At 62.8% G+C, this 22,743-nt stretch carries 20 protein-coding genes; 2 read left to right on the plus strand and 18 right to left on the minus strand.

Annotated features, from left to right (window positions below; all coding sequences use genetic code 11):
• Positions 1-46: 46 nt before the first annotated feature.
• The 5 genes from HMPREF0762_RS03560 to HMPREF0762_RS03580 all read right to left on the minus strand — a co-directional run bounded on the left by HMPREF0762_RS03560 (position 47) and on the right by HMPREF0762_RS03580 (position 3,903).
• Positions 47-487, minus strand: a complete 441-nt coding sequence (locus tag HMPREF0762_RS03560) for a hypothetical protein (RefSeq protein ID WP_006362066.1) — start codon at positions 485-487, stop codon at positions 47-49.
• Positions 487-1,587, minus strand: a complete 1,101-nt coding sequence (gene ruvB / locus HMPREF0762_RS03565) for a Holliday junction branch migration DNA helicase RuvB (RefSeq protein ID WP_006362067.1) — start codon at positions 1,585-1,587, stop codon at positions 487-489. Before ruvB ends, HMPREF0762_RS03560 begins: the two co-directional genes overlap by 1 nt.
• Positions 1,588-1,866: 279 nt before the next feature.
• Positions 1,867-2,457 carry a Holliday junction branch migration protein RuvA gene (ruvA, locus tag HMPREF0762_RS03570; RefSeq protein WP_006362068.1) on the minus strand — a complete coding sequence of 197 codons (591 nt, stop codon included), beginning with the start codon at positions 2,455-2,457 and terminating at the stop codon, positions 1,867-1,869.
• A complete protein-coding gene (ruvC, locus tag HMPREF0762_RS03575) occupies positions 2,454-3,005 on the minus strand; it encodes a crossover junction endodeoxyribonuclease RuvC (RefSeq protein ID WP_006362069.1) in 552 nt (183 codons plus the stop codon). Before ruvC ends, ruvA begins: the two co-directional genes overlap by 4 nt.
• A gap of 100 nt (positions 3,006-3,105) precedes the next feature.
• Entirely contained in the window at positions 3,106-3,903 is a 798-nt protein-coding gene (locus HMPREF0762_RS03580; RefSeq protein ID WP_006362070.1) for a YebC/PmpR family DNA-binding transcriptional regulator, read from the minus strand.
• A gap of 267 nt (positions 3,904-4,170) precedes the next feature.
• Between HMPREF0762_RS03580 and hpf the strand changes: the two genes are divergently transcribed.
• Entirely contained in the window at positions 4,171-4,731 is a 561-nt protein-coding gene (gene hpf / locus HMPREF0762_RS03585) for a ribosome hibernation-promoting factor, HPF/YfiA family (RefSeq protein ID WP_009076884.1), read from the plus strand.
• Between the two features lie 89 nt (positions 4,732-4,820).
• Here the strand turns inward: hpf and HMPREF0762_RS03590 are convergent, their stop codons facing one another.
• The 8 genes from HMPREF0762_RS03590 to HMPREF0762_RS03625 form a co-directional block, all read right to left on the minus strand.
• Positions 4,821-5,591, minus strand: coding sequence for an amino acid ABC transporter ATP-binding protein (locus HMPREF0762_RS03590; RefSeq protein WP_006362072.1), 771 nt, complete (start codon positions 5,589-5,591; stop codon positions 4,821-4,823).
• A 157-nt stretch (positions 5,592-5,748) separates the two neighbouring features.
• Complete coding sequence (locus tag HMPREF0762_RS03595) at positions 5,749-6,402, minus strand: amino acid ABC transporter permease (RefSeq protein ID WP_006362073.1); 654 nt, start codon at positions 6,400-6,402, stop codon at positions 5,749-5,751.
• Between the two features lie 120 nt (positions 6,403-6,522).
• Positions 6,523-7,359, minus strand: coding sequence for a transporter substrate-binding domain-containing protein (locus HMPREF0762_RS03600; RefSeq protein ID WP_040618975.1), 837 nt, complete (start codon positions 7,357-7,359; stop codon positions 6,523-6,525).
• 129 nt (positions 7,360-7,488) lie between these two features.
• Positions 7,489-8,352 (minus strand): dimethyl sulfoxide reductase anchor subunit family protein, encoded by an 864-nt coding sequence (locus HMPREF0762_RS03605; protein WP_006362076.1) that lies wholly within the window; start codon positions 8,350-8,352, stop codon positions 7,489-7,491.
• Between the two features lie 9 nt (positions 8,353-8,361).
• Entirely contained in the window at positions 8,362-9,054 is a 693-nt protein-coding gene (locus tag HMPREF0762_RS03610) for a molecular chaperone TorD family protein (protein ID WP_006362077.1), read from the minus strand.
• A 49-nt stretch (positions 9,055-9,103) separates the two neighbouring features.
• A complete protein-coding gene (locus tag HMPREF0762_RS03615) occupies positions 9,104-9,733 on the minus strand; it encodes a 4Fe-4S dicluster domain-containing protein (protein ID WP_009076880.1) in 630 nt (209 codons plus the stop codon).
• 330 nt (positions 9,734-10,063) lie between these two features.
• Positions 10,064-10,726 carry a 4Fe-4S dicluster domain-containing protein gene (locus HMPREF0762_RS03620; protein ID WP_006362079.1) on the minus strand — a complete coding sequence of 221 codons (663 nt, stop codon included), beginning with the start codon at positions 10,724-10,726 and terminating at the stop codon, positions 10,064-10,066.
• Between the two features lie 28 nt (positions 10,727-10,754).
• Positions 10,755-13,271 carry a DMSO/selenate family reductase complex A subunit gene (locus HMPREF0762_RS03625; RefSeq protein WP_040618977.1) on the minus strand — a complete coding sequence of 839 codons (2,517 nt, stop codon included), beginning with the start codon at positions 13,269-13,271 and terminating at the stop codon, positions 10,755-10,757.
• Positions 13,272-13,511: 240 nt separating this feature from the next.
• On the opposite strand from HMPREF0762_RS03625, the gene HMPREF0762_RS03635 reads away from it, so the two are divergent.
• Positions 13,512-15,149 carry a helix-turn-helix domain-containing protein gene (locus HMPREF0762_RS03635; protein ID WP_006362082.1) on the plus strand — a complete coding sequence of 546 codons (1,638 nt, stop codon included), beginning with the start codon at positions 13,512-13,514 and terminating at the stop codon, positions 15,147-15,149.
• 40 nt (positions 15,150-15,189) lie between these two features.
• Here the strand turns inward: HMPREF0762_RS03635 and HMPREF0762_RS03640 are convergent, their stop codons facing one another.
• The 5 genes from HMPREF0762_RS03640 to HMPREF0762_RS03660 form a co-directional block, all read right to left on the minus strand.
• A complete protein-coding gene (locus HMPREF0762_RS03640) occupies positions 15,190-16,368 on the minus strand; it encodes a 4Fe-4S binding protein (RefSeq protein ID WP_006362083.1) in 1,179 nt (392 codons plus the stop codon).
• A 116-nt stretch (positions 16,369-16,484) separates the two neighbouring features.
• Positions 16,485-17,132 carry a SanA/YdcF family protein gene (locus tag HMPREF0762_RS03645; RefSeq protein WP_009076897.1) on the minus strand — a complete coding sequence of 216 codons (648 nt, stop codon included), beginning with the start codon at positions 17,130-17,132 and terminating at the stop codon, positions 16,485-16,487.
• A 74-nt stretch (positions 17,133-17,206) separates the two neighbouring features.
• Positions 17,207-19,786 (minus strand): leucine--tRNA ligase, encoded by a 2,580-nt coding sequence (gene leuS, locus HMPREF0762_RS03650; protein WP_006362085.1) that lies wholly within the window; start codon positions 19,784-19,786, stop codon positions 17,207-17,209.
• Between the two features lie 122 nt (positions 19,787-19,908).
• On the minus strand, positions 19,909-21,006 hold the full coding sequence (locus HMPREF0762_RS03655) for a coiled-coil domain-containing protein (protein WP_006362086.1): 1,098 nt from the start codon (positions 21,004-21,006) through the stop codon (positions 19,909-19,911).
• Positions 21,007-21,099: 93 nt separating this feature from the next.
• Entirely contained in the window at positions 21,100-22,620 is a 1,521-nt protein-coding gene (locus HMPREF0762_RS03660; protein ID WP_006362087.1) for an IMP dehydrogenase, read from the minus strand.
• Positions 22,621-22,743: the final 123 nt, after the last annotated feature.

The following is a 22,743-nucleotide window of genomic DNA, read 5'->3' on the forward strand; positions in this document are numbered from 1 at the left end:
CGAATGGGGCATACGGGACGATGCGGCCTACGGAAACGAGACGCGCCTATCTTTCGAGATCGGCTTCCTCGATGCCGTCGGCGCGGAGCATGTCGCGCATCTGAGATTCGAGATCTTCCACGGGCAGGGCCTCGTGATCGATGCGGTCGATATCGAAGGCGTCGGCCAAGGCGTCGGATTGCCGGCGACGAAGGTCGGCGATCGAACCCTTCCCGGCCTCGTCCAGATACGTCGCTTCAAGAGACAGTGACCGCACAAGGTATTCCACGACGCGCGGATCGGTGCCGGATACCGATGCGATCGAGGCGAAGCTCGTCGGTTCAAGCCCCAGCATCACGTTGGCATCCATGTCGATGGCTTCGGACATCGCATTCTCGAGCGCCTCGGCGGCTTCGTCGGGGCGGCGCTTGTTGCCCTCTTCCATGGCGCGCGTGACGGCCTGGAAGAACTGGATGAGCATGCGCATCAGGTAGTCTTGCTGAAGCATCAGGACCTCTTGATTCCCATGTGCTCGTACGCGCGATCGGTGGCCAGACGGCCTTTGGGCGTACGAATGATCAGACCTTGCTGGATAAGGAACGGCTCGTAGACATCTTCCACCGTATCCTGATCCTCGGACAGGGCGGACGCCAACGTGGAAAGCCCCACGGCGCGGCCTCCGAACGAAACGCAGAGCAGTTCGAGGATGCGGTTGTCCAGAGCATCGAGCCCGAGGGAGTCGACCTCGAAGAAGCTTAAGGCCTGCGCCGCCACGTCTTCGTCGATGATGCCCGTCCCCCGTACCTGCGCCCAATCGCGCACTCGTTTGAGCAGGCGGTTCGCAAGTCGCGGCGTCCCTCGGCTGCGGCGGGCGATTTCAATGGCGCCGTCGGCGTCGATAGGGACGTCCAGAATACCGGCGGAGCGCGCGACGATATCGCTCAGCTCCTCGGGCGTGTAGTAGTTCAGGCGAAACGCGATGCCGAAACGATCGCGCAGCGGGCCCGTCAGAAGCCCGGTGCGCGTCGTGGCGCCGACAAGCGTGAAGCGCGGAAGATCCAGCCTGATGCTGCGGGCCGCAGGACCCTTCCCCACGACGATATCGAGCACGTAATCTTCAAGTGCGGGGTAGAGCACCTCTTCGACCTGGCGATTCAGTCGATGGATCTCGTCGATGAAGAGCACATCGCCGTCTTCGAGGTTGGTGAGGATGGCCGCAAGATCCCCTGGACGGGCGATGGCAGGGCCGCTTGTCGTGCGGATATTGGCATCCAGCTCATTGGCGACCACGGTTGCAAGCGTCGTCTTGCCGAGGCCCGGAGGTCCGCTGAACAAGACATGATCCATGCATTCGCCCCGTTGGCGCGCAGCCTGGATAAGAATGGAAAGGCTTTCCTTGATGCGCGTCTGCCCCAGATAGTCGATCAGGCGCTTCGGGCGAAGAGAGCGGTCGAGGGCGAGGTCGTCTTCGGTCAGCTCAGGCGCGACGACGCGCGGACCGGAGACGGACGCGTCGGCGCGTGAAGCCGAGGAAGCGCCCTGGCCAGACGCCTCGAACAGCAGGCCCTCTATGCCTTCGGCGAATCCCCTGTCGTCCGATGCAACCACAGCGCGAACCCTTCCTCACCTTGTCCATCATCATCTATCCGCACGGTACCCCGCATGGAGCGAGCGTCGCCGTCGCGCGGACCCGAAACCACGATTCGATCGAAACGAACCGCCGCCCGACGCTCTCCGAACGCCGCGCCGCATGCGTCGGCGCGCCCAAGCGCCTCACACGATCGTCCAAGCAAAACCGATCTGCCGGAGCCTCGCGCCGCACGCTTCGATGCACCCAAGCGCCCAGGGCCCCGATGCCGAAAACCTCTGCGTTCGGGCGCCGATCGCCTAATCGCCCAGACGACGCAGCGCATATTGTAGCAAGGCGCTGTCCGTGACGAGCGTTTCCGGGGCATCCTTGAGCGCGACATCGGCCTCGGCGGACGTGAACCCCATGGCGAGCAGGGCTTCTTTCGCACCTTGCAAACGGGCCGCCTGCTCTCCGGCCTTCGTCGAGAACAGGTCGTCCACCGACGCATCGGCAAGGGAGCCCTTCAGCTCCAGAATGATGCGCTGGGCCATCTTCTTCCCGATTCCAGGAACTTTGGACACGGCCGCCGCATCTCCGGAAAGCACCGCGGCGATGAATTCCGAGGCCTTGAACGTGGAAAGAGCCGCCAGCGCGATCTTGGGGCCGACGCTTGAGACCCCGATGAGCTTTTCGAAGAGCGATTTGGATTCCAGGGACAGGAAACCGTAGAGCGTCATGGCGTCTTCACGCACGGCGAAATACGTATGGATGAGCACGCGCTCCCCCGTCGGAGGCAGACGGGAAAGATCGTTCGCGGACATGCCGACCGCGAACCCCACGCCTCCCACATCGACGAAGGCGGTGCTCTGGTTCTTTCCGGCGACGACGCCGTTCAGGAATGCGATCATCGGAAACGACCCTTCTCAACGTAGGAAAGCTCATGCGTGACGAAGCAAATGGCCGCGGCAAGCGCATCGGCCGCATGGTCGGGGCGGGGAGGCTCGGGCAATGAGAGCAGCTGTTGAACCATATATTCCACCTGGTCTTTCTCCGCGCTGCCTTCGCCCGTTACGGCCTTCTTGATCTGCGAAGGAGAGAACTCCCCCACCTTCGCATCGAACCGCGCGACGGCCGCGAGCGCGGCGCCGCGCGCCTGCCCCGTGGCGAATGCGCTCTGCACATTGGCGCCGAACCAGACCGTTTCGATACCGAGGCAGTTCGGTTCGTAGCGCTGCACGATAAGGGCCATCTGGTCGTATATCTTGCGAAGGCGCTGGGAGAGGTCGGTATTCGGCGACGTCGAGATGCAGCCGTACGCGAGGCAGGCGAGACGCCCGCCCGTCTGGCGAACGATCCCCCAGCCCGTGTTCGCAAGGCCCGGATCTATCCCGAGAATCACGCGGGATGCGCAATCCGTCACGAACAAGCCTCCTTTCTCCGAACGAATATCAAACATTTGTTCGCTATACTACCATACCGACGGCGAGCGCGCGCACGAAAAAGCGGCGGACGATAGCTCGCCCGCCGCCTTGCGCCATATCGAATCTGCGCAGCCGTTACTCCTCGTCAAGAGCTGCGGCGACTTCATCGGTGATGTCCATCGTGTGATAGACGTTCTGAAGGTCTTCGAGCTCTTCGAGCCTGTCGATGAGGCGCATGACCTTCTTGGCATCGGCGACGCCGACCTCGGCGGGGTTCTGCGGAATCATCGTGAGCTCGGCGCCCTTCGTTTCGATGCCGGCTTCGTTCAGGGCGTTCTTGACGGCCATGAGCTCGGTCGGCGCGGTATAGACGATCCATTCCTCGCCCGCGTCCTCGTAGTCCTGCCCGCCCGCTTCGGCGACGGCCATCATGAACTCGTCTTCGTCGACGGCGTTTTCCTTGTCGGCGACCTTCTTCTCTTCGCTCTTGATGACCTTGTCGACCATGATCTGGCCCTTGCGATCGAACTGGAACGCGACGGAGCCGGGAGTGCCCAGGTTGCCGCCCGCATGGCGGAATGCGGCGGAGACATCGGCAGCGGTGCGATTGCGGTTGTCGGTCAGGGCTTCGCAGAGGATGGCGACGCCGGCCGGACCGTAGCCTTCGTAGGTCAGGGTCTCGTAGGTCGCGGCATCTTTGCCGGTGCCGAACGCCTTGTCGATGGCGGTCTTGATCTTGTCCTTGGGCAGCGAATAGCCCTTGGCCTTGTCGATGGCGGCGGCGAGGGACGCGTTGTTCTCAGGGTTCGGGTCGCCGCCTTCCTTAGCGGCAACGGTGATGTTGCGGGAAAGCTTGCTGAACAAGGCCGAGCGCTTCGCGTCCTGCGCGGCCTTACGATGCTTGGTGGTAGCCCATTTGGAATGCCCTGACATATTCGCCTCTTCCTATGCATGCAGATAGAGCCTGGAAATAACCGACACAAGATGGTACCACACTTGCGTCGGCTCATTTATCAGGAGCTATCCGCACCATACCACGTTCACGCAGCGCGTCCTCAGGAACGCACGCCTCTTGACTGACGCCGGAGAGATGCCGGGAAGCCCTCGGGCAGATATCGGACGGGCAACTGAACCCGCGCCCCGCGGCGACGGAGTGGTACCATGGTTTCAGCAAGGCATCCGAAAGAAAGGATGGAGCCTATGAACATCAAGGTCACCGGTCGTCGCATCACCGTCACCGATTCTCTGCGCGACTACGCGATCGAGAAAATCGGCAACTCGATGAAGGTCCTCGACGATTATTCGATCGAAGCCGAAGTCATACTCCGTATTGAGAAATCCCATGTCGTTCCCTGCATCTGCGAAGTAACCCTGCGCCCGAAGGGCCATGTCATCCGCGTCGAAGAGCGCGACACCGACATGTACGCCGCCATCGATATCGCCGCCGCCAAGGTCGTGCGCCAGCTGCGCAAGTACAAGACCCGCGTGATCGACCACCGCATGCGCGAGACGCTGAAGGGCGCCGAAGGCACGCCCGTCGAACCGACCGATTTCGACAAGCTCATGGAGGAGCTTTCGGATGACGAGATCGTCCGCGTGAAGGAAGTCGAATACTCGCCGATGACCGAAGAGGAGGCGCTCATCCAGATCGATCTTCTGGGCCACGACTTCTTCGTCTACACCGACCGCGACAGCAACGACGTGCAGGTGGTCTACCGTCGCAGCAACGGCGGCTACGGCATGCTGAAGCCGAAGGAATGACGAGACCGGCGTTTTCCGCACCTTGCACCACCGAAGAGGCCCGCATTGCGCGGGCCTCTTCTTTCAGGGGGCCGGCGATGCCGGATCGCCTATTCGCTCAAACGCGAGAGGAACGCCTTGGTGCGTTCATGTTTCGGATTGTTGATCAGGTCTTCGGACGCGCCTTCTTCGACGATGACGCCGCCGTCCATGAACACGATGCGATCGGCCACATCGCGGGCGAACTGCATCTCGTGCGTGACGATGACCATCGTCATCTTCTCGGCCGCAAGGTTCTTGATGACCTTGAGCACCTCGCCCGTGAGCTCCGGATCGAGCGCGCTCGTCGGTTCGTCGAAGAACACGATGTCAGGATCCATGCAGAGGGCGCGCGCGATGCTGACGCGCTGCTGCTGACCCCCCGAAAGCTCGCAGGGAACCTTGGATTCGCTGCCCTGAAGCCCCATCTTCGCGATAAGCTCGCGCGCATGCGCCTCGACCTCCGCCCGATCGCGCTTGAGCACGTGAATCGGCGCGTCGGAGATGTTCTTCATGACCGTGTAGTGGGGAAACAGGTTGTAATTCTGGAAGACCAGACCGAAACGGGACTTCGCCTGCTTCAAGACGTCCTTGCCCGCATACGAGGCGCGTCCGTCGCGCGTGACGGCCACCTCGAGGTCGCCGTAGGAAAGCTCGCCCGAATCGAACGTTTCGAGCAGCGTCGCGCAACGCAGGAGCGTCGACTTGCCGCCGCCCGACGGGCCGATGATGGCAACGACCTCGCCGTTTTCGACGTCAATCGAGATGTCCTTCAGAACCTCGACGCCGCCGAAGCTCTTCTTGACATGTCCAAGATGCAGGACCGGGCGATTCTCAGGCATTACGGTGCTCCTTTACGCTTCAAGACGAAAGACGGGCTCGCCGTCCTTATCCGACAAGCCCCATGCGCGGCCGGCACGGGCGACGAACCGCATCCGCCGTGCCGACGCGACGCATCGACGAGCCGTAGCCGTCAGGCCGGCGCGCCGATCGCGCGAGCTAGTCGTGGTAGTAGTCGAGCTTCTTTTCGATGCGTCCCATGACGAATTCGATGATCAGGCAGAAAGCCCAGTAGAACGCCGCGGCGAACGCGAACGGAAGCATGTTGACCTGAGAGGCCGCGATGGCCTTCGCCGAGGAGAACATCTCCATGACGCCGATGGAGAACGCGAGCGACGTGTCTTTCACCAGCGTAACGACCTCGTTGCCCATTGCGGGAAGGATACGCTTGATGACCTGGGGAAGCACGATCTTCATGAACGTTTGGGCGCGCGAATAGCCCAAGACCGCGGCCGCCTCGTACTGGCCGCGCGGAACGGACTGGATGCCGCTGCGATAGATTTCCGCGAAATACGCCGCGTAGTTGACGACGAACGCGACGATGGTGGCCGTGAACTTCGAGCCTGGGGAAAGCTCGATGCCGAAGACGTAGTACGGCGCGAAGTAGATGGCGAACATCTGCAGCATCAGCGGGGTGCCGCGCATGATGGAGATGTAGAACTTCGTGATCCAGGAAATCGGCTTGATCCTGCTCATGCGCGCAAGCGCGACCACGATGCCGAGCGGCAGCGATCCGATCAGCGTCAGGAAGAATATCTCAAGCGTTATGACGAAGCCCTGCCCAAGTATGGACAGCATGGTCGAAATCGCCATGGACGCCCCTTTCCCTCGAATTCCAAGTCGCGCTGCGATGCGCGTGCCGCGTCCGCGCCCGAACGCACGAATCGCGGGCGACGCATCGCCGCCCGCGATTCTACCGTATCGGTGCCGTGCCTACTTCAGCGTCCAGTTCTCATAGGAAATGCCATATTCGGCATATTTGTCGCAGAGCGCCTTGACCGTGCCGTCGGCGTTCATTTCGCGCAGCGTTTCGGTGACGGCGTCGGCGAGCTCCGTGTTGCCCTTGGCGAAACCGACCGCATAGTGCTCGTCGGACAGCGTATCCTTGAGCACCGCGTATGCGCCGGGATTCGCGGACATCTGATACTCGGCGATAGAGAGGTCGCAGGCCACAGCGTCACACGCGCCGCTCTGAAGATCCATGAACGCGGCGTTGTAGTCGCTGACCTGGTTCACGGCGCCGCCGGCGAAGGAGGCGTTCAGGTCGGCCTTGGCGCCCTGCAGAACCTCGAGGGCGGAGGAATCGACCTGGGTCACGACCGTCTTGCCCGCAAGCGCGTCAAGCGTGCCGTATTCGGAGGCCTTATCGGCTTTCACGACTACGACCTGGCCATTCAGCATATACGGCTCGGAAAACGTATAGTTCTTCTCACGGCCTTCCTTCGTGAACCCGTTCCATAGGCATGTGACGGCGCCGCCGTTGAGCTCGGCGTCCTTCGCATCCCAGTTAACCGGCTGGGCCTTGAAGTTCCAGCCGTTGCGCGCGCAGACCTCTTTGGCGAGCTCGAGATCGAAGCCCGTGTACTGGCCGTCGTCGCCGACGAACCCGTAGGGCGGGTATTCCTGGTCGAACCCGACGATGAAGTCCATGCCTTCGGTCGGCCCGACGGCGACCGAAGCGTTTTCCGCCTTCGAGCCGCATCCTGACAGCGCGAAAAGCGCGAGCGCGAGCGTCGCGGCGCACGCGACGATCCAAGTGATCCTCTTCATTGCATCCTCCATGCGATAGCGGTCCCTGCACCACGCGTGAGCTTGCCTTCTTCAATGCTCTAGCGTGCTAAAGTGCGGCAAGTATACCATATGTCCGCGGCAGTGCAAGACGCCCATCGCGCACGCACGTCAGAATCCGACCGAAAGGTACGCATCGTAGAAGGGGAATCGGACGATGAGCGATGCAGCGATGACGAGCAGCCATCCGACAAGAGAGAATACGATGCCGCGCGCTCGCGAGACCTTGAGGCTCAGCCCTGCCGTCTGAAGGCAGAGCCCCACCCCTCCGACGACGGCGTGCACGGCGATGATCAGGGGAAGGTCGTCTACAAGGGAAAGCGCGCCGATCACGTTGTTGCGGGCTTCGGAAAGAAACGTCAGGTACGAAAGCAGCAGCGCCGTCCCCACGACGAGCGCGACGGCCGAGATCGCGATCAGCACACGCGGCCACATCCTCGAATCGACCTCGGCGACGAGCAGGACCGCAGACGCAAGGGCAGGTCCCGAGAACGCGGCCGTCGCCAGCAGGTTCGCCGGCGTATGCCAGGTATGCCACGACACGACCGTATCCACGCCGTACGCAAGCGCCATGCACGCAAGCATGAGCACCGCAGATGCCATCGCGGCGGCAAGCAGGACGAGCGAAAGCGCATGGGCATGCCCGATACGGTACATGTACAGCCAGAAGACGCCTGAGAAGAAAAGGAATGCGATAACGGCCGCGACCTCGTTCGAGAGCGGCGAGCGCCCGATGCCGAAGACGACGTACAAGGCGTTCGACGGCATGCCGAGATGCGTCGCGGAAGCTATGAACCCCGCCCACACGACGGCGATGGGCACGAAAAGCCATTTCCCCAGCCGATCGAACTGCCCTCCGTCGAGCGCAGGACGTCGCACGAGCAGAAACGTCGCGAGACACAGGAACGCGACGGCGCCTGCGGGCGCGAGAGCCGTGAACACGGCAAGCGTCTGTCCGTTGAAACCACCGTTCACCTGGATGTCCTATCGATACAGCCGGAAGCGGGCCGGCGCGATGCCGAGAAGCGCGCATGCATCGTCGAGCGTGGCCTGGGCAAGCACGCCCAAACCCTTGAACGTCGAGGTGCGCATGTCACCGAGAAAGAGCTCGAAGAAGCGCGGCGCCCAAGGCATGAGATGACGTCCCAGGAATTCGGGGATGAGGGCGGAATCGCGGGACGCAAGCGCGGCGCACAGCAGCAGCATACGCCCGATCTGGTCTTCCGGCTCGTTTTCACAAGAGGCGCATTCGATGCCGTGCATACGCATCCATGCGCGAAGCTCCATCCAGGTCCAGCCGTACATAACCTGGTCGCGATCGGTGTAAACCGACCCGAACGGCGCGGCGGCGCGCATGCCCGTCCCGCGGAAGAGCCTTTGGAATTCCAGGTCGAGCGTCCGCTCGTCTTCTTCGGCGCCGCACGCGACGAGGTCGACGGCGAGCGCGAGGGCATCGGAACCGCCCAAGGGCCAATCCCGCGCCACGTCCACGGATCGGATGGCCGACCGCGCACGCGATGCCTCCTTCTCGATCGGGCGCTGCGACAGGCAGATCCCCAGAAGCGTGCACGCCGAACCGAATGCTTCGAGAAATCCCCGATCGGAAAGCAAATCATCGGATGCGTCCCGATCTTCGAGCCGATAGTCTTCGATGCATCCATGGGAATTCTTCGGCATTCCGATTCCTTTCTTCTATCAGCAGACCGCCGCATTGCGGGCGCAGGTCTTAGAATCCCAGTTCATCAACATTCGCGATGGCAAGATCGCCTTCTTGGGCGCGGCGCGCCGCCGCCGATGCATGGATCGTCAGATTGGGATACGTATAGGAGGAGGGCGGCAGAGGCAGGACGGCATAGGTCAGGTCTTCGCCCGCATGCGCGGCAGCGAGATCCGTGCGTTCGCCCCATCCAAGCGCGCGCAAAGGGCAGGCATCCACGCAGATCGGATTCTTCCCCGCCTCCACGCGCGACGTGCATCCGTCGCACTTGGAACTCTGATGCAAGGCGGGATCTATCGAAGGGGCATGGTATGGGCAGGCGATCGTGCAGTAGCCGCATCCGATGCAACGCATATGGTCGACCTGGACCAAGCCGAGCCCATCCTTATGCATGGCGCCCGTCGGACACACCTCCATGCAGGCCGGCTGGTCGCAATGGTTGCAGGCGAGCGACACGTGGTAGGCGAACGCATCGGTCGTGCACGTGCCGTCGGCGCCGCATGCGGTTTCGCCGCCTTCGCAGTCGATGACGCGCCGATACAGATGCCCGGCCTCAAGCGCATGGAAATCCATGCAGGCCATCACGCAGGTGCGGCACCCGGTGCAGCGCGCGTTATCGAAATAGAAGCCAAGCCCCACGTCTCCCCCGTTCTGTCGCGCGATGCGCGAACGCCGCCTCGCGCGGTGCGATCGTCTGCGGGAACCGCGACGCGACGGCGCCTTCCATTGTACCCGTCCCGCACGGGACGCCTCAACATCGGGAAGGAATGTGCATGCCTCGCACGCGATCGAGCGATCGATCCGCCCTATGCACGTGCGGACCGCCCAGCTACGCGAGAAGGAGCGCCCACGTCACCGCCAGTTCGCCCCATGCGCGTGCAGGGGCCGCCATGACGACGGCCCCTGCACCGACCGAAATGCACCCGAGGAGAAAACGTCTCGGCCGTTTCGCATCCTGGCAGGATGGCGCTACTTCATCGCCATCGTGATCTCGCGCGCCTCCACGTAGGTGACCTCCGGCTCGTTCGTCACGGAGCCGGTCGCGTCGCCGACCGGCTTGGCCGCGGCGCTCGCGTTGATCGCAAGGCTCGGCGTGGTCTGAGATGGATCGGGCAAGGGCGCGATGCCGTCGAGCGCATCGGGATGCGCGGCGCGCAGATCGTCGATCGGGCCGAACTCGAGCGCGCGCAAAGGGCAGGCGTCCACGCAGATCGGATTCTTCCCCTCCTTCACGCGATCGATGCAGCCGTCGCACTTGTAGGCCTTGTTGTCTTCCTTGGACAGGATGGGGACGCCGTAGGGACAGGCGTCCACGCAGGCTCCGAAACCCTTGCATGCGTCCTGGTTCACGAAGACCAGACGGGTATCGGAATCCTTCTCGATAGCCCCGGCCGGGCAGGCTTCCATGCACGCAGGATTGGCGCAGTGGTTGCACGCCGCCGATACGTGATAGGCATACGACGTCGTGCTCAAAGTGCCGTCGCCGTTGTCCTTCCAATCGCCGCCCTCGTAGTCGAAGATGCGACGGAACGCCATGGTCTCGGACAGATCCTTGAAGTCCTTGCATGCCATCTCGCAGGTGCGGCAGCCGGTGCAGCGGGCGTTGTCGAAGTAGAAGCCGTACTGAGTCATTGCTGATCCCCCTTTCGTTTCCGGATGCCTACGCCTTGACCTTGGTCACTTCGGCGATGATGGAGTCGGACTGGCCGTTGCCGTGGGCAAGCGGCGTCGGACGGTACGCGGTCAGCGTGTTCACGCATCCGCCCTCGTCGACCTTGTCCCCTTCCATATTCGCCTTATGCCAGGAACCCTGCGGCACGGCGATGGTGCCGGGAATGATGCGGCTGGTCACCTTCGCTTCTATCCTGATGACGCCCGAGGGCGATTTGACCTGGACCATGTCTCCATGGGCGATGCCGCGGGCCTTGGCGTCGGCCGGGTTGATCCACAGCTGCTGGCGTGCGACCTGCTCGAGCTCGCGGATGAAGCCGAACGATGAATGGGTGCGGCTCTTATGGTGGAAGCCGGTGCAGTACAGCGGGTATTCGTCGGTCACGCTGCCGTAGCCCTCGTAGCCGGGATAGAAGACCGGGATCGGATTGATGGATTCGCCTTCCTTGAGCTCCCAGGTCTCGTTCAGGTCCGCCAGCTGTTCGGAATAGATCTCGATCTTGCCCGACGGCGTGCCGAGCGGATTGGCGGACGGATCGTCGCGGAAGGCCTTCAGGCCGATGGAAGGATCGCATTTCACCTTGTAGACGCCCTGCTCGCGGATCTCGTCCCAGGTCGGCATCTCAGGATGCGCCTCGCGGCCGGCTTCATACAGGCTTTTGACCCAGTCGTCATGCGTCATGCCGCCCTTGGTGAAGACGTCCTTGGTGCCCATCTTGTCGGCGATGTCGGTCATGACGTCGTAGGAGCTGCGGCATTCGCCGGGCGCCTGCTGCGCAGGCCCGCCCACGACGACGCCGGTATAGTACTCGGAATACCCCTGCGTCTGCATATTGAGCTGCTCGGAGCGCATCGCATCGGGAAGCAGGATATCGGCGTATTTGGCGGAGTCGGTCATGACCGTGTCCCACGTCAGGATGAAGAGATCCTTGGATTCGTCGGTGAGCGTCTCGTGCACGGCATTGATGCCGCCATGCTGGTTGGTGATGCAGTTGCCCGCGTAGTTCCAGATGAAATGGACGTCGTTTTTGAGCATGCCGTCGGGAAGGGCGCCGGTCGGATCCTTGACGCCGGCGTTGACGGTGGACATCTTATGGCCGTGGTCGACCGCATTGAGCCATTCGTAGCACGGGATGGTCCATTTCACGGCATTGGGCGCGACGCCGCCTTCGATGGGAGCGCCCGATGCGTCCACGTCGGCGGCGGGAAAGCCTTTAACCAGATAGACAGGAGGCTCGGCCTCGCGCTGGCCGGTGTTCGTGCCGGGAAGGCCGATCTTGCCGAGCAGGATCGGAACCATGCAGATGGCGCGTGTGGTGTCCTCGCCGTTAGAGTGGCGCTGAGGGCCCCAGCCCTGGGCGACGAACGGCGCTTCGGCGGCTTCGAGATCGGCGGCGAGGGCGCGGATCGTGTCGGCGGGAATCTGCGTGATGGGCGCGGCCCATTCAGGGGTCTTCTCCACCATGTCGTATCCGGTGCCCATGATGTAATCCTTGTAGGACCTGTTCTGGCCCTGCGCGGATTCAGGCATGGTCTCCTCGTCGTAGCCGACGCAGTAAGCGTGCAGGAAGTCCTCGTCCACCGCGCCGTCCTTGATGAACTCATGGGCAAGCGCGCTGGCCAGAGCGGCATCGGTGCCGTTGCAGATAGGCAGCCACTCATCGGGATGGCCCGAGCTCGTCTCGTTGAGGCGGTAGTCGATATTGACGATCTTGCCGCCGCGACCGACGACGGCCTCGCGCACGCGGGCGAAGTCCCAGCAGGCGTTCGCGCCGCCCATACGCGTTTCGGCGGGCGAATTGCCCCAGAGCACGACCAGATCGGAATTCGCCTCCGCTTCGGAGAACGAAGACGCGTGCACGTTGTCGTACGGAGAGAACTGCGTGCCGAACATGTAAGGCATGGCGGCGGAAAGCTGGTTGGTCGAGTAATCGTAGTGGCGGGCGAGGAAGCCGCCGATGCTGTTGAGCAGCCGGGCGGACGGGTTGCCTGTCGCCGAATACATGCCTGTGGCATAGATCACATGGATGGCGTCGTTGCCGTAGGCGTCGATCGTGTACTTGAGCTTGTCGGCGATGGTCTGGATGGCCTCGTCCCAGGAGATCTGCTCGAATTCGCCGGAGCCGCGCTTGCCCGTGCGCTTCATCGGATACAGGATGCGCTCGGGGCTGTTGAGCCAGCGGCGCATGGAACGGCCGCGCAGGCAGGCGCGCGACTGGAACTCGGCGTCGCCGATGTTATCGGTCTCCATGTAGGCGACCTTGCCGTCGATCGAATGCCACTGGAAGATGCAGTTGCCTCCGCAGTTGACGTTGCATTGCGACCAGGCGATGGTTTCCTCTCCCGCAGCTTCGGACGCATCGGTCGCCGCCGTCGACGAGCATCCGGACGAGCATCCGTACATCGACGCGGATCCAAGGACGCCCGCTGCCGCGACCGCGCCCGCAAAGGAGCCTTTCACGAAATTGCGGCGCGTGAACTCATGCGTGTCGGCACTCTTGCCCATGCTTTCCCCCTCGTATATCTCAATTGTCCCCCTGAAGCGTCTCCGAATCCCGACGCGCATGCCGCGCGTGCAATGGACGGAAACGCTTCCACTGCACAGAAAGGTACCAAGAAGGGCGTCATGGCGCATCGCATACGAGGTGTGATTTTTATGAAATACCTGTTCAGATTAATTCTGGAACAGAACATCCCGGGAAAGGCCCTGGAATGCCGCATGACGTACGCAGGCACGTCTGGTTAAATGGATATATCGAAAAAGGAGTCTTCCGTGCAGCCAAACGCCATGCGCCCGCATGTTTCAAGCATCGGGTTCGCGATATTCGTCGCCATCAACGCGACCCAGATATGGGGCGGCGTCTTCCCCTTCCTGCCTCAGAGCTTCCAAACCGACGATGTCACGATCCTCTTCTACCTTGCGCAGTCTCTCGCATACTTCGCGGCCTACGTCGTAAGCGCCATAGGGGCGTACTTCATCCCCCAGGCGACGCGGCGCATGCTCGTCGGACTGGTGACCGCGCTCGTCTTCATAGGATCCTCGTCCGTCATCGCGGCCATGTACGTGCCGTCGCTCACGCTCGAGCTCGTCGTCGCCGGAGCCGTCTTCCTCGGCGTCGGATGCGCGGGTATGTACATGCTTTGGCAGCGCTGCTTCGCATCCATGTCCGCGGACGAGGGAAACATGCGTCTCGCGCTGGGCACCGCGGCGGCGTCGGTCATCTATCTGTCCTTGCATGCCGTGCCCATCGCGCTCACGGCGTTTCTGCTTCCCATCGTGATGCTGCCGCTCTGCTCGCTCGCGTTGACGCTCAGCGTACGGGAGATGGAATTCGACCAGGCGATGTTCGAAGATGTGCCGCGCGAACACGCGCAGGTCTATGCCCATCTGCTCAAGGACTCATGGACGAGCGCGGCCGCCATCGGCGCGTTGGCGTTCGCCGCAGGACTTGCACGGGGAATCGCCGTGCTCGAGGGAAGCCTCGCATCCACGGTGAACGTCGCATCGATGATCGGAGCGCTCGTCGCGGCGCTTGCGCTCGTCGCGGCATGGCGCCTGAGATCGCTGCGCTTCAGCATCAACTCGGCATACGTGACGGCCTATCCCTTCATCGCCGCATGCCTGCTCGTCTTCCCCTTCATGCAGAACGATGCAGGGCTCACGCTGTTCGCCGGCCTTACGCATACCGCATTCACGCTGGCCGTCATGGTGATGATGATGCAGTGCGCGCAGATTTCCCGCGACCGCGGCATCAACCCGGTCTTCATCTACGGGTTTTTCGGAAGCGTCGCCTACGGCGTGCAAAGCGTCGGATTCTTGCTCGGATGGTTCGCACGCGATCTGCCTGTGCACAGCATGAAACAGGTAGGATTCCTATCGCTTCTCGCCATGTTCGTGCTCGGCATGGTGCTGTTCGCCGCCACGGGCCTCAGACGTCCGAGCCCGGTCGGACAGGTGGAGTTCATCAATACCGACTCCTTCAAGCGCGCGGCGCGGCGAACGGAATGGAAGATGGAAACGACCGACGAGGCTTCGGGATCCGGGATGCCTCGCGCGGTTTCGAGGGGCGATGGACCCCTGGAAGAGAGCGTCGCGGATAGCAGGCCTGGAACAAGCGAGAAATGGCAGCGCGACGATGATTGGGGCGATCGCGTGATCACGGACCGCATCTCGAAGCAATGCCTCGTGCTCCAGCAGGAATACGGGCTGTCGACGCGCGAAACCGAGGTCTGCGAGGCCATCGCGCGCGGCCTGTCGATGGCGACGATTGCTGAAAGACTCTTCATCTCGGAAAACACCGTGCGCACCCACAGCCGGCATATCTACGCGAAGCTCGATATCCATTCCCGTCAAGAACTCGGCGCCATGCTGCAGGAGATGTAGTTTCGAAAGCGCATCAAACGGCCTTGTGGAGGTGGTCGTCTTAGAAGAAGTTGACGCGGGAGCAGGCCTTGCATGCGACTTCGTCGCCTTCGGGCTTGAAGGCGCGACCGCATTTCTCGCACAGACGCAGCGAGACCGGATGTTCGACCAGCGCCGGGACATTCGCGGTCGTGATCGCATCCCATCCGCCGAGGTTTTCGTTCGGGCAGGTCATATAGCATAGCCCGCACTGCGTGCAGAGACTCGCGTCATGGATGAGCGCCTGTCCGATTCCTTCTTCGCGCGCATGCCCGACGGCCGCATCGTAGGCGGCCCGAGCCTCCTCGACGCTCATCGGCGGCGCCTCGCCTTCTGCAAGCCTGCGAGGCGCGCGCTTCGCACGCTTCTCGGCCTCGCGCAGCTCCTGGTACTCCGCCTGCCCGGGAATGCGCAGCTCGATCGCATGATGAGGGCAGATGCGCACGCAGATCTCGCATCCCTGGCAGTTCCCGTCCTCTTCGAGCGTCGGCCAGGTGACCTGCGGCCGTTCGTCGTCCGGCAACGATTCGAGCGCCTCGACGAGCATGGCTCGATAGTGCGACATGATCACGGATCCAGGATTCACGGCCGCCTCCGCACCTGCGGCCAAGGCGCCGACGGCGGACCCGAACGCCTGACGGCGCAGAGTCCCGCGGGCTGCCCGACGGTCTTTGGGCTCTGCGGAAAGCACGCGCCGCGCGAACTCTTCCTTGCCGAAGAAGCGGCGAAGCGTGCGCAGCAGATCCTTCACCCCGTCGAAGGAAGCCTGGTCGTCGCATTCCTTACAGGGATGCGTCTTGACGACCGCCGTGCGCGTGAGGGCCGCCGTGGCCAACACCTCCCACGGCAGAGCCGCCAGGCACGGCACCGTCACGTCCACATGGCCTTGGGCTTTCGGGCATCCGAACACGATGGCGTCCGTCGCCGAATCGAGCGCCGCGGTAAGGGCCGCGAAGCTCGACGAGGATTCGTGGATCGCTTCGGTCGGACAGGCGGAGACGCAGAGGTTGCAATTGATGCAGCCATGCCAATCGGGCTTCGATTCGTAGATGGACAGCCCCTTGGGGCAGACCGTCCCGCAGATGTCGCAGGGATTGCGCCGCTGCACCGTGTTCAGGCACAGATGGTCGAGGCGCACGGGATGGCTCTCGTGCATGTAATAGCCGAGGGCGTAAATCGCCAGATCGTCGGCGAGTGCCACAACGATGTCCTTTCCCCCTGGAATGCACGCGCGAGCGCCTGGACGCAGCGCACGATGCACCTGGCGCGCCCGATACGCCTAACGTCGCTTCGACCGGCGATCAGGGCTGATCGGAATCAGGCGATGGCGGATGCAGCGTTCTCCGCCGTGTCGCCCGACGCCACGCTGATGAAGTCGGAGCAGCGACTCGCGCATTCCCGCACATCGTACCAGAGTTGGTCGTCATACGAACCCGAATCGCTTATGACCCCGTATGTGTCCATTCCCGTGCCCACCCCATCGAAGACGGCGCGGGAAAGATGGTATTCCTGGGTCACGGCGATCGCGCTCGACGCCCCGTAGACATGCGCGCAGCGCCACATGCTGTCGAACGTGTGGTACCCGCCCTCATCGCATACGATGGCGGACTCGGGAACGCCCTTGCTCATGGCGTATTCCTTCATATGCAGAGGCTCGTCGTAGTTCGACGCACGGCCGTCCCCGGACATGACGATGACGGGAGCGGCGCCCGATTCGTAGAGTTCGACCGCCGCGTCCACGCGATGAGCGAGAATCGGGGACAGAGACCCGTCGGATAGCACGCTCGCCCCGAGCACCACGATGCAGTCCGCCTTGAGGCCTTCCGATTCGGCTTCCGCGAGCGTGCTCACCCGATCATGCGCCTGAAGGAGCACGATGCCGTTCAAGCCCGCGACGACAAGCGCACCGAAGAGCGCAAGCGTGAACACGAGCTTGATGAACGCTTTGACGAACGTGCGGAGCACGCGAGAGGCCTCCTTCGAAAGAACGGTCCCCGCAGGCAATGCGCACCCGCAGGAACCGAATGCATACGGACGAGCTATTTGGCGACGATATTGACCAGGCGGCCGGGAATGACGATCGTCTTGACGACGCGTTTCCCCGCAAGCGCAGCTGCAGCGGCATCGCGGCCTGCAGCGGCGATCGAATCCTGATCGAGATCGGCGGCAACGGTGATGCGCGCCTTCACCTTGCCGTTGACCTGGACGGCAAGCTCGATCTCGTCTTCCTTGGCAAGCTCGAGGTCGAACGCGGGCCATGCCTGGGCATGGACGGACGTTTCCTTATGGCCCAGAACCGTGGTCCACAGCTCCTCGGCCCAATGAGGCGCGATGGGCGCGAGCAGCTTGACGATGGTTTCGGCCATGTCGGCATCGAACGATGCGGCCTCGTCGGAAACGCGATCGTCCGCGCCGGTCACGCGCAGATAATCGCTTGCGGCGTTCACGAGCTCCATGATGGCGGCGATGGCCGTGTTGAAGGCGTTGCGGCCGAAGTCGTCCGCAACCTTGGCGGCCACGCGATGACGTTCGCGCAGAAGCTTCGCACGGGCGGCATCGGACCGAGGCGCCCCCTTGCCGGGATCGGCCTGGAACAGCGAATCGTCCCCGCCCTCGCGCTTCAGGTCGAAGACGATGCGCCAAGCGCGGTTCAGGAACTTCGACAGGCCGGCGAGGCCATCCTCGTTCCAGAGCAGCTCCTTGTCGGGCGGCGCCATGAACAGGATGTAGGCGCGTACCGCATCGGCGCCGTATGAGGCGATCATGTCTTCCGGCGCGATGACGTTGCCTTTGGACTTCGACATGACGTCGCCATGCTCGTCGAGCACCATGCCCTGGCACAGCAGGTTCGAGAACGGCTCGTCGAAATCGAGCATGCCCATGTCGCGCAGGACCTTCGTGAAGAAGCGGCTGTAGAGCAGATGCAGGATGGCGTGCTCGATGCCGCCGATGTACTGATCGACCGGCATCCAGGCGTTCGCCGTCGCGGGATCGAAGGGCGCGCTTTGGTTATGAGGATCGGTATAACGCATGTAGTACCAGCTCGAACACGTGAACGTATCCATCGTGTCCGTCTCGCGCCGGGCGGGGCGCCCGCACACGGGACAGGCGCAGTTCACGAAACCCTCGTGCGTCGCGAGCGTCTCCCCTGCCGCAAGGTCGATGTCCTCGGGAAGCATGACCGGCAGATCCTCTTCGGGAACGGGCACGACGCCGCATTCCGGGCAGTGGATGGCCGGAATCGGATTGCCCCAATAACGCTGACGGCTGATGAGCCAGTCGCGCAGGCGGAATTCGACCGTACGGCGGCCGCGGCCCATCTCCTCGAGCTTGGAGACCACGGCGGCCTCGCCTTCGGAATGCTTGCCTCCCGTCATGCCGGTGTATGCGCCAGATTGGACGAGCACGCCCTCGGCGGCGTAGGCCTCTTCCCAATCGACCTTCGTGACCGCGCGTCCGCGCTCGTCCTTGAGACGATCGTAAAGAGGGTCGTCCTCGGCCAGGATGATGGGGATGATGGGCAGGTCGTAGGCACGCGCGAAATCGAAGTCGCGCTGGTCGCCGCACGGGACGGCCATGACGGCGCCCGTGCCGTAATCCGCCACCACGTAGTCGGCAACCCAGACAGGCACCTTCTCGCCGTTGATGGGATTTACGACATAGCGGCCGGTGAAAGCCCCATGCTTTTCGTGGGTTCCTTGGGCGCGCTGGACGGCGGTGATCTTCTTGGACGCTTCGATCAGATCGAGGACGCCCTGCTCGTACGCGCTGCCGGCGACGAGTTCGGGCAGGCGCGCGTATTCGGGTGCGAGCACGAAGAAGCTGCAGCCGAAAAGCGTGTCGGCGCGCGTGGTGAAGACCGTGATGATATCGTCGTCGGACGGGTTCGCGGGTTCGGTGCCGTCGGCGTCGCACAGGACGAAGTCGACCTGCGCGCCCTCGGAGCGGCCGATCCAATTGGACTGCTGCTGCTTGACGCGCTCGGGCCAGCCTTCCAGCTGATCGAGGTCGTCCAGCAGTTCCTGGGCGTAGTCGGTGATCTTGAAGTACCACTGCGTCAGGTCGCGCTTCTCGACTTCGGAATCGCACCGCCAGCAACGGCCGTCGATGACCTGCTCGTTCGCGAGCACGGTGGCGCAGCTCGGACACCAATTCACCGGAGAGTTGCGACGTTCCACCAAGCCGCGCTTCCAGAACTGCTCGAAGATCCACTGGCCCCAGCGGTAGTATTCAGGGTCGCAGGCCACGACCGAGCGGTTCCAGTCGTACGAGAAACCCATCCGCTTGAAGCTGGCCTTCTGGGTCTCGATGTTGGAATAGGTCCACTTCGCAGGATGGCTATGGCGCTTGATGGCGGCGTTTTCGGCAGGCAGGCCGAAGGCATCCCAACCCATCGGATGCAGCACATCGAAGCCCTGCATGCGGCTATAGCGAGCGATGACGTCGCCGATCGTGTAATTGCGCACGTGACCCATGTGGATGTCGCCCGAAGGATACGGGAACATCTCGAGCACGTACTTCTTGGGGCGTCCATCGCCCTCCGCCGCCTTATGGGCGCCGGATGCTTCCCACGAAGCCTGCCAGCGAGGCTCGATATCCTGCGGATTGTACTCTTTCATGCCTACCGGTCTCCTGAACGTACGAAGGGCCGCGCGTGCGCGGACCCGCAAACGGATGCTGCCCAGTATAAGGCCGCACCCTCGACGAGGATGCGGCCTAGATGCGATACCTGCAAAAACGCTTAGAGGAAGCGATACGAGACGGTGCGCACGCCCCAATCCTCGCAGGAGCTGGCCCCGAGCGCGCTCCAGACGCCGGGCTGCAGGTCGAGCACGCGGCTGCCGCCGAAACCGCCGCAGTCGTTGACGGTGGCGACCACCGTGCGCCCGCCGTAGGAGATTTCGACGGAACGTCCCAAGTAATCACGGTAGTTCGGCATAGACATGGAAACCGCCACGCCCATGGAGCTCTGCGTGACGATAGCGCCGGTCGCCGTGGCCTCTCCCAAGGTGCCGTCGCTCGTCGATCCGTACGCCGACGCCTCGCCGCTATGCCAGCCGTCCGACGACGAGGGCGTATTCGAGGACGACGAGCCGGCGTTCGAAGACGAATTCGAGGCCGAAGGCGAACTCGACGATGGGCTGCTCGAGGTCGACGACGCGGTCGAGCTGGACGAGCTTGACGAAGAGCCGGTCGAATCATTCGAGGCCACGACGGCATCCTTGGATGACGCGGAGGCCGCCTGCGCGGCGGCGAGGGCCTTCGCCTCCTCCTGGAGCTTGGCGAGGCGCTCGGATTCTGCCTCGGCATCCTGGGCATCCTTGAGCTGGGCCTGCGCGGAATCCACGACCTGCTGGGCCTCGGCGGACTTGTCGGCCGCCTGGTTCAGTTTCTTGATCTGCAGATCCTTCTTGGCACCCAAATCCTCGAGCGCAGCCTGGTATTCGGCCTCGAGAGAGCGCTGCCGGGAGATGATGTCGGCTTGGGCGTCCTGAACGGCCAGGACATACTGGGCGTTGTCGATGAATTCATCGAGGCTTTGCGAAGCGAGCACGACATCGAGCAGCGAGATGCCGCCGGTCTTATATGCGAACTGGGCCGATTCGCCCAGCTTCTCGCGGCCCTTCTGGGCCGCGTCCTGGGCGTCGAGGACGCCTGCGGTCGCATCGTCGATCTGGGTTTGGAGATCGTCGACCTGGGCCTGCAGGTCATCGTATTCCTTCGTGATATCGGCGAGACGTGATTCAGCCTGATCGAGGCTTGTCCGAGCATCCGTGACGCTGCTGGTCGCGAACGCAGGAGCCGCAGGGACGACCGCGATGCTCGTCGCCACCCCCACGGCCAGGATCGCCTTCAGGATCGGCTTTCGTATGTTGGAATGAGCTTCTATGAGATGTTCTCTTTCTATCGGGAACAGGAAAGCGACCGGGCTTTACCCGATCGTGTTGCCCACGTAGGGCGACTTGTCCTTGAGCATGACGTCATGCGCGCCGCCCTCGGTGATGGACGTGGAGGAGACGACGGTGAGCTTCGCCTTGTCCTGCAGTTCAGGAATGGAAAGCGCCCCGCAGTTGCACATCGTGGACTTCACCTTCGAAAGCGTGGTATCGACGTTGTCTTTGAGCGAGCCGGCATAGGGCACGTAGGAATCGACGCCTTCCTCGAAGGCCATCTTCTTCTTGGTGCCGCCCAAATCGTATCGCTGCCAGTTGCGGGCGCGCGAGGATCCTTCGCCCCAATACTCCTTCATATAGGAGCCGTTCACCGTGACGCGATTCGACGGGGACTCGTCGAATCGGGCGAAGTAGCGGCCCAGCATGACGTAGTCGGAACCCATGGCGAGAGCAAGCGTGATGTGGTGGTCGTACACGATGCCGCCGTCGGAGACGATGGGGATGTATTCGCCGGTCTCTTCGAACCATTCGTCACGGGCGCGCGCCACATCGATGACGGCTGTGGCCTGGCCGCGGCCGATACCCTTCTGCTCGCGCGTGATGCAGATCGACCCGCCGCCGATGCCGATCTTGATGAAATCGGCGCCATGCTTGGCGAGGAAGCGGAAGCCTTCGCGATCGACGACATTGCCGGCGCCCACCTTGACGGTGTTGCCGTAATGCTCGCGGATCCACTCGAGCGTGAAGCGCTGCCAGTCGGAATAACCCTCGGAAGAGTCGATGCACAGGACATCGGCACCCGCTTCCACCAGGGCGGGAACGCGTTCGGCGTAGTCGCGCGTATTGATGCCCGCGCCGACCATGTAGCGCTTCTCGGCGTCGAGCATTTCGAGCGGATTTTCCTTGTGGGAATCGTAGTCCTTGCGGAAGACCAGATAGGCCAGCGAATCGTCGGCATTGACGAGCGGCAGGCTGTTGAGCTTGTGATCCCAGATGATGTCGTTGGCTTCCCGCAGGGACGTGTCGGCCGGCGCGACGATGAGCTTCTCGCGCGGGGTCATGAACGTGGCGACCTTCTCTTCGAGGCCCATGCGGCTCAGGCGATAGTCGCGTTCGGTGACGATGCCGAGCAGCTTGCCGGCGGCGGTGCCGTCTTCGGTGACGGGCATCGTGGAGTGGCCGGTCGCCTCGCGAAGCTCGAGCACCTCGCCGAGCGTCGTTTCGGGAGAAAGGTTGGCATCGGAGACGACGAAGCCGGCCTTGTGCGACTTGACGCGCGCGACCATGGCCGCCTCGTCTTCGACGGTCTGAGAGCCGTAGATGAACGAGAGGCCGCCCTGGGTCGCCAGCGCGATGGCCATCTTGTCATCGGAAACGGCCTGCATGATGGCGGACACCATGGGGATGTTGAGCGAAATGGCGGGCTCTTCGCCCTTCTTGTGCTTGACGAGCGGAGTCTTCAGGGAAACCTTCTCAGGGATGCATTCCGAGGAAGAGTACCCAGGGACGAGCAGGTATTCGTTGAACGTCCGAGCCGGCTCATCGAAGTAGAACGCCATGTCGCAACTCCTTTTCTGGTGGTTCACGGTATGTGGCCGACCATTATACGCAAGGGGTTCCCCGTTGCGCCATAATGTCAGCAATCAACGGCATTTCGCCACGTACGCCGTAAGAAGGAAGGT

It is taken from the genome of Slackia exigua ATCC 700122 (assembly GCF_000162875.1).
Lineage (GTDB): Bacteria > Actinomycetota > Coriobacteriia > Coriobacteriales > Eggerthellaceae > Slackia > Slackia exigua.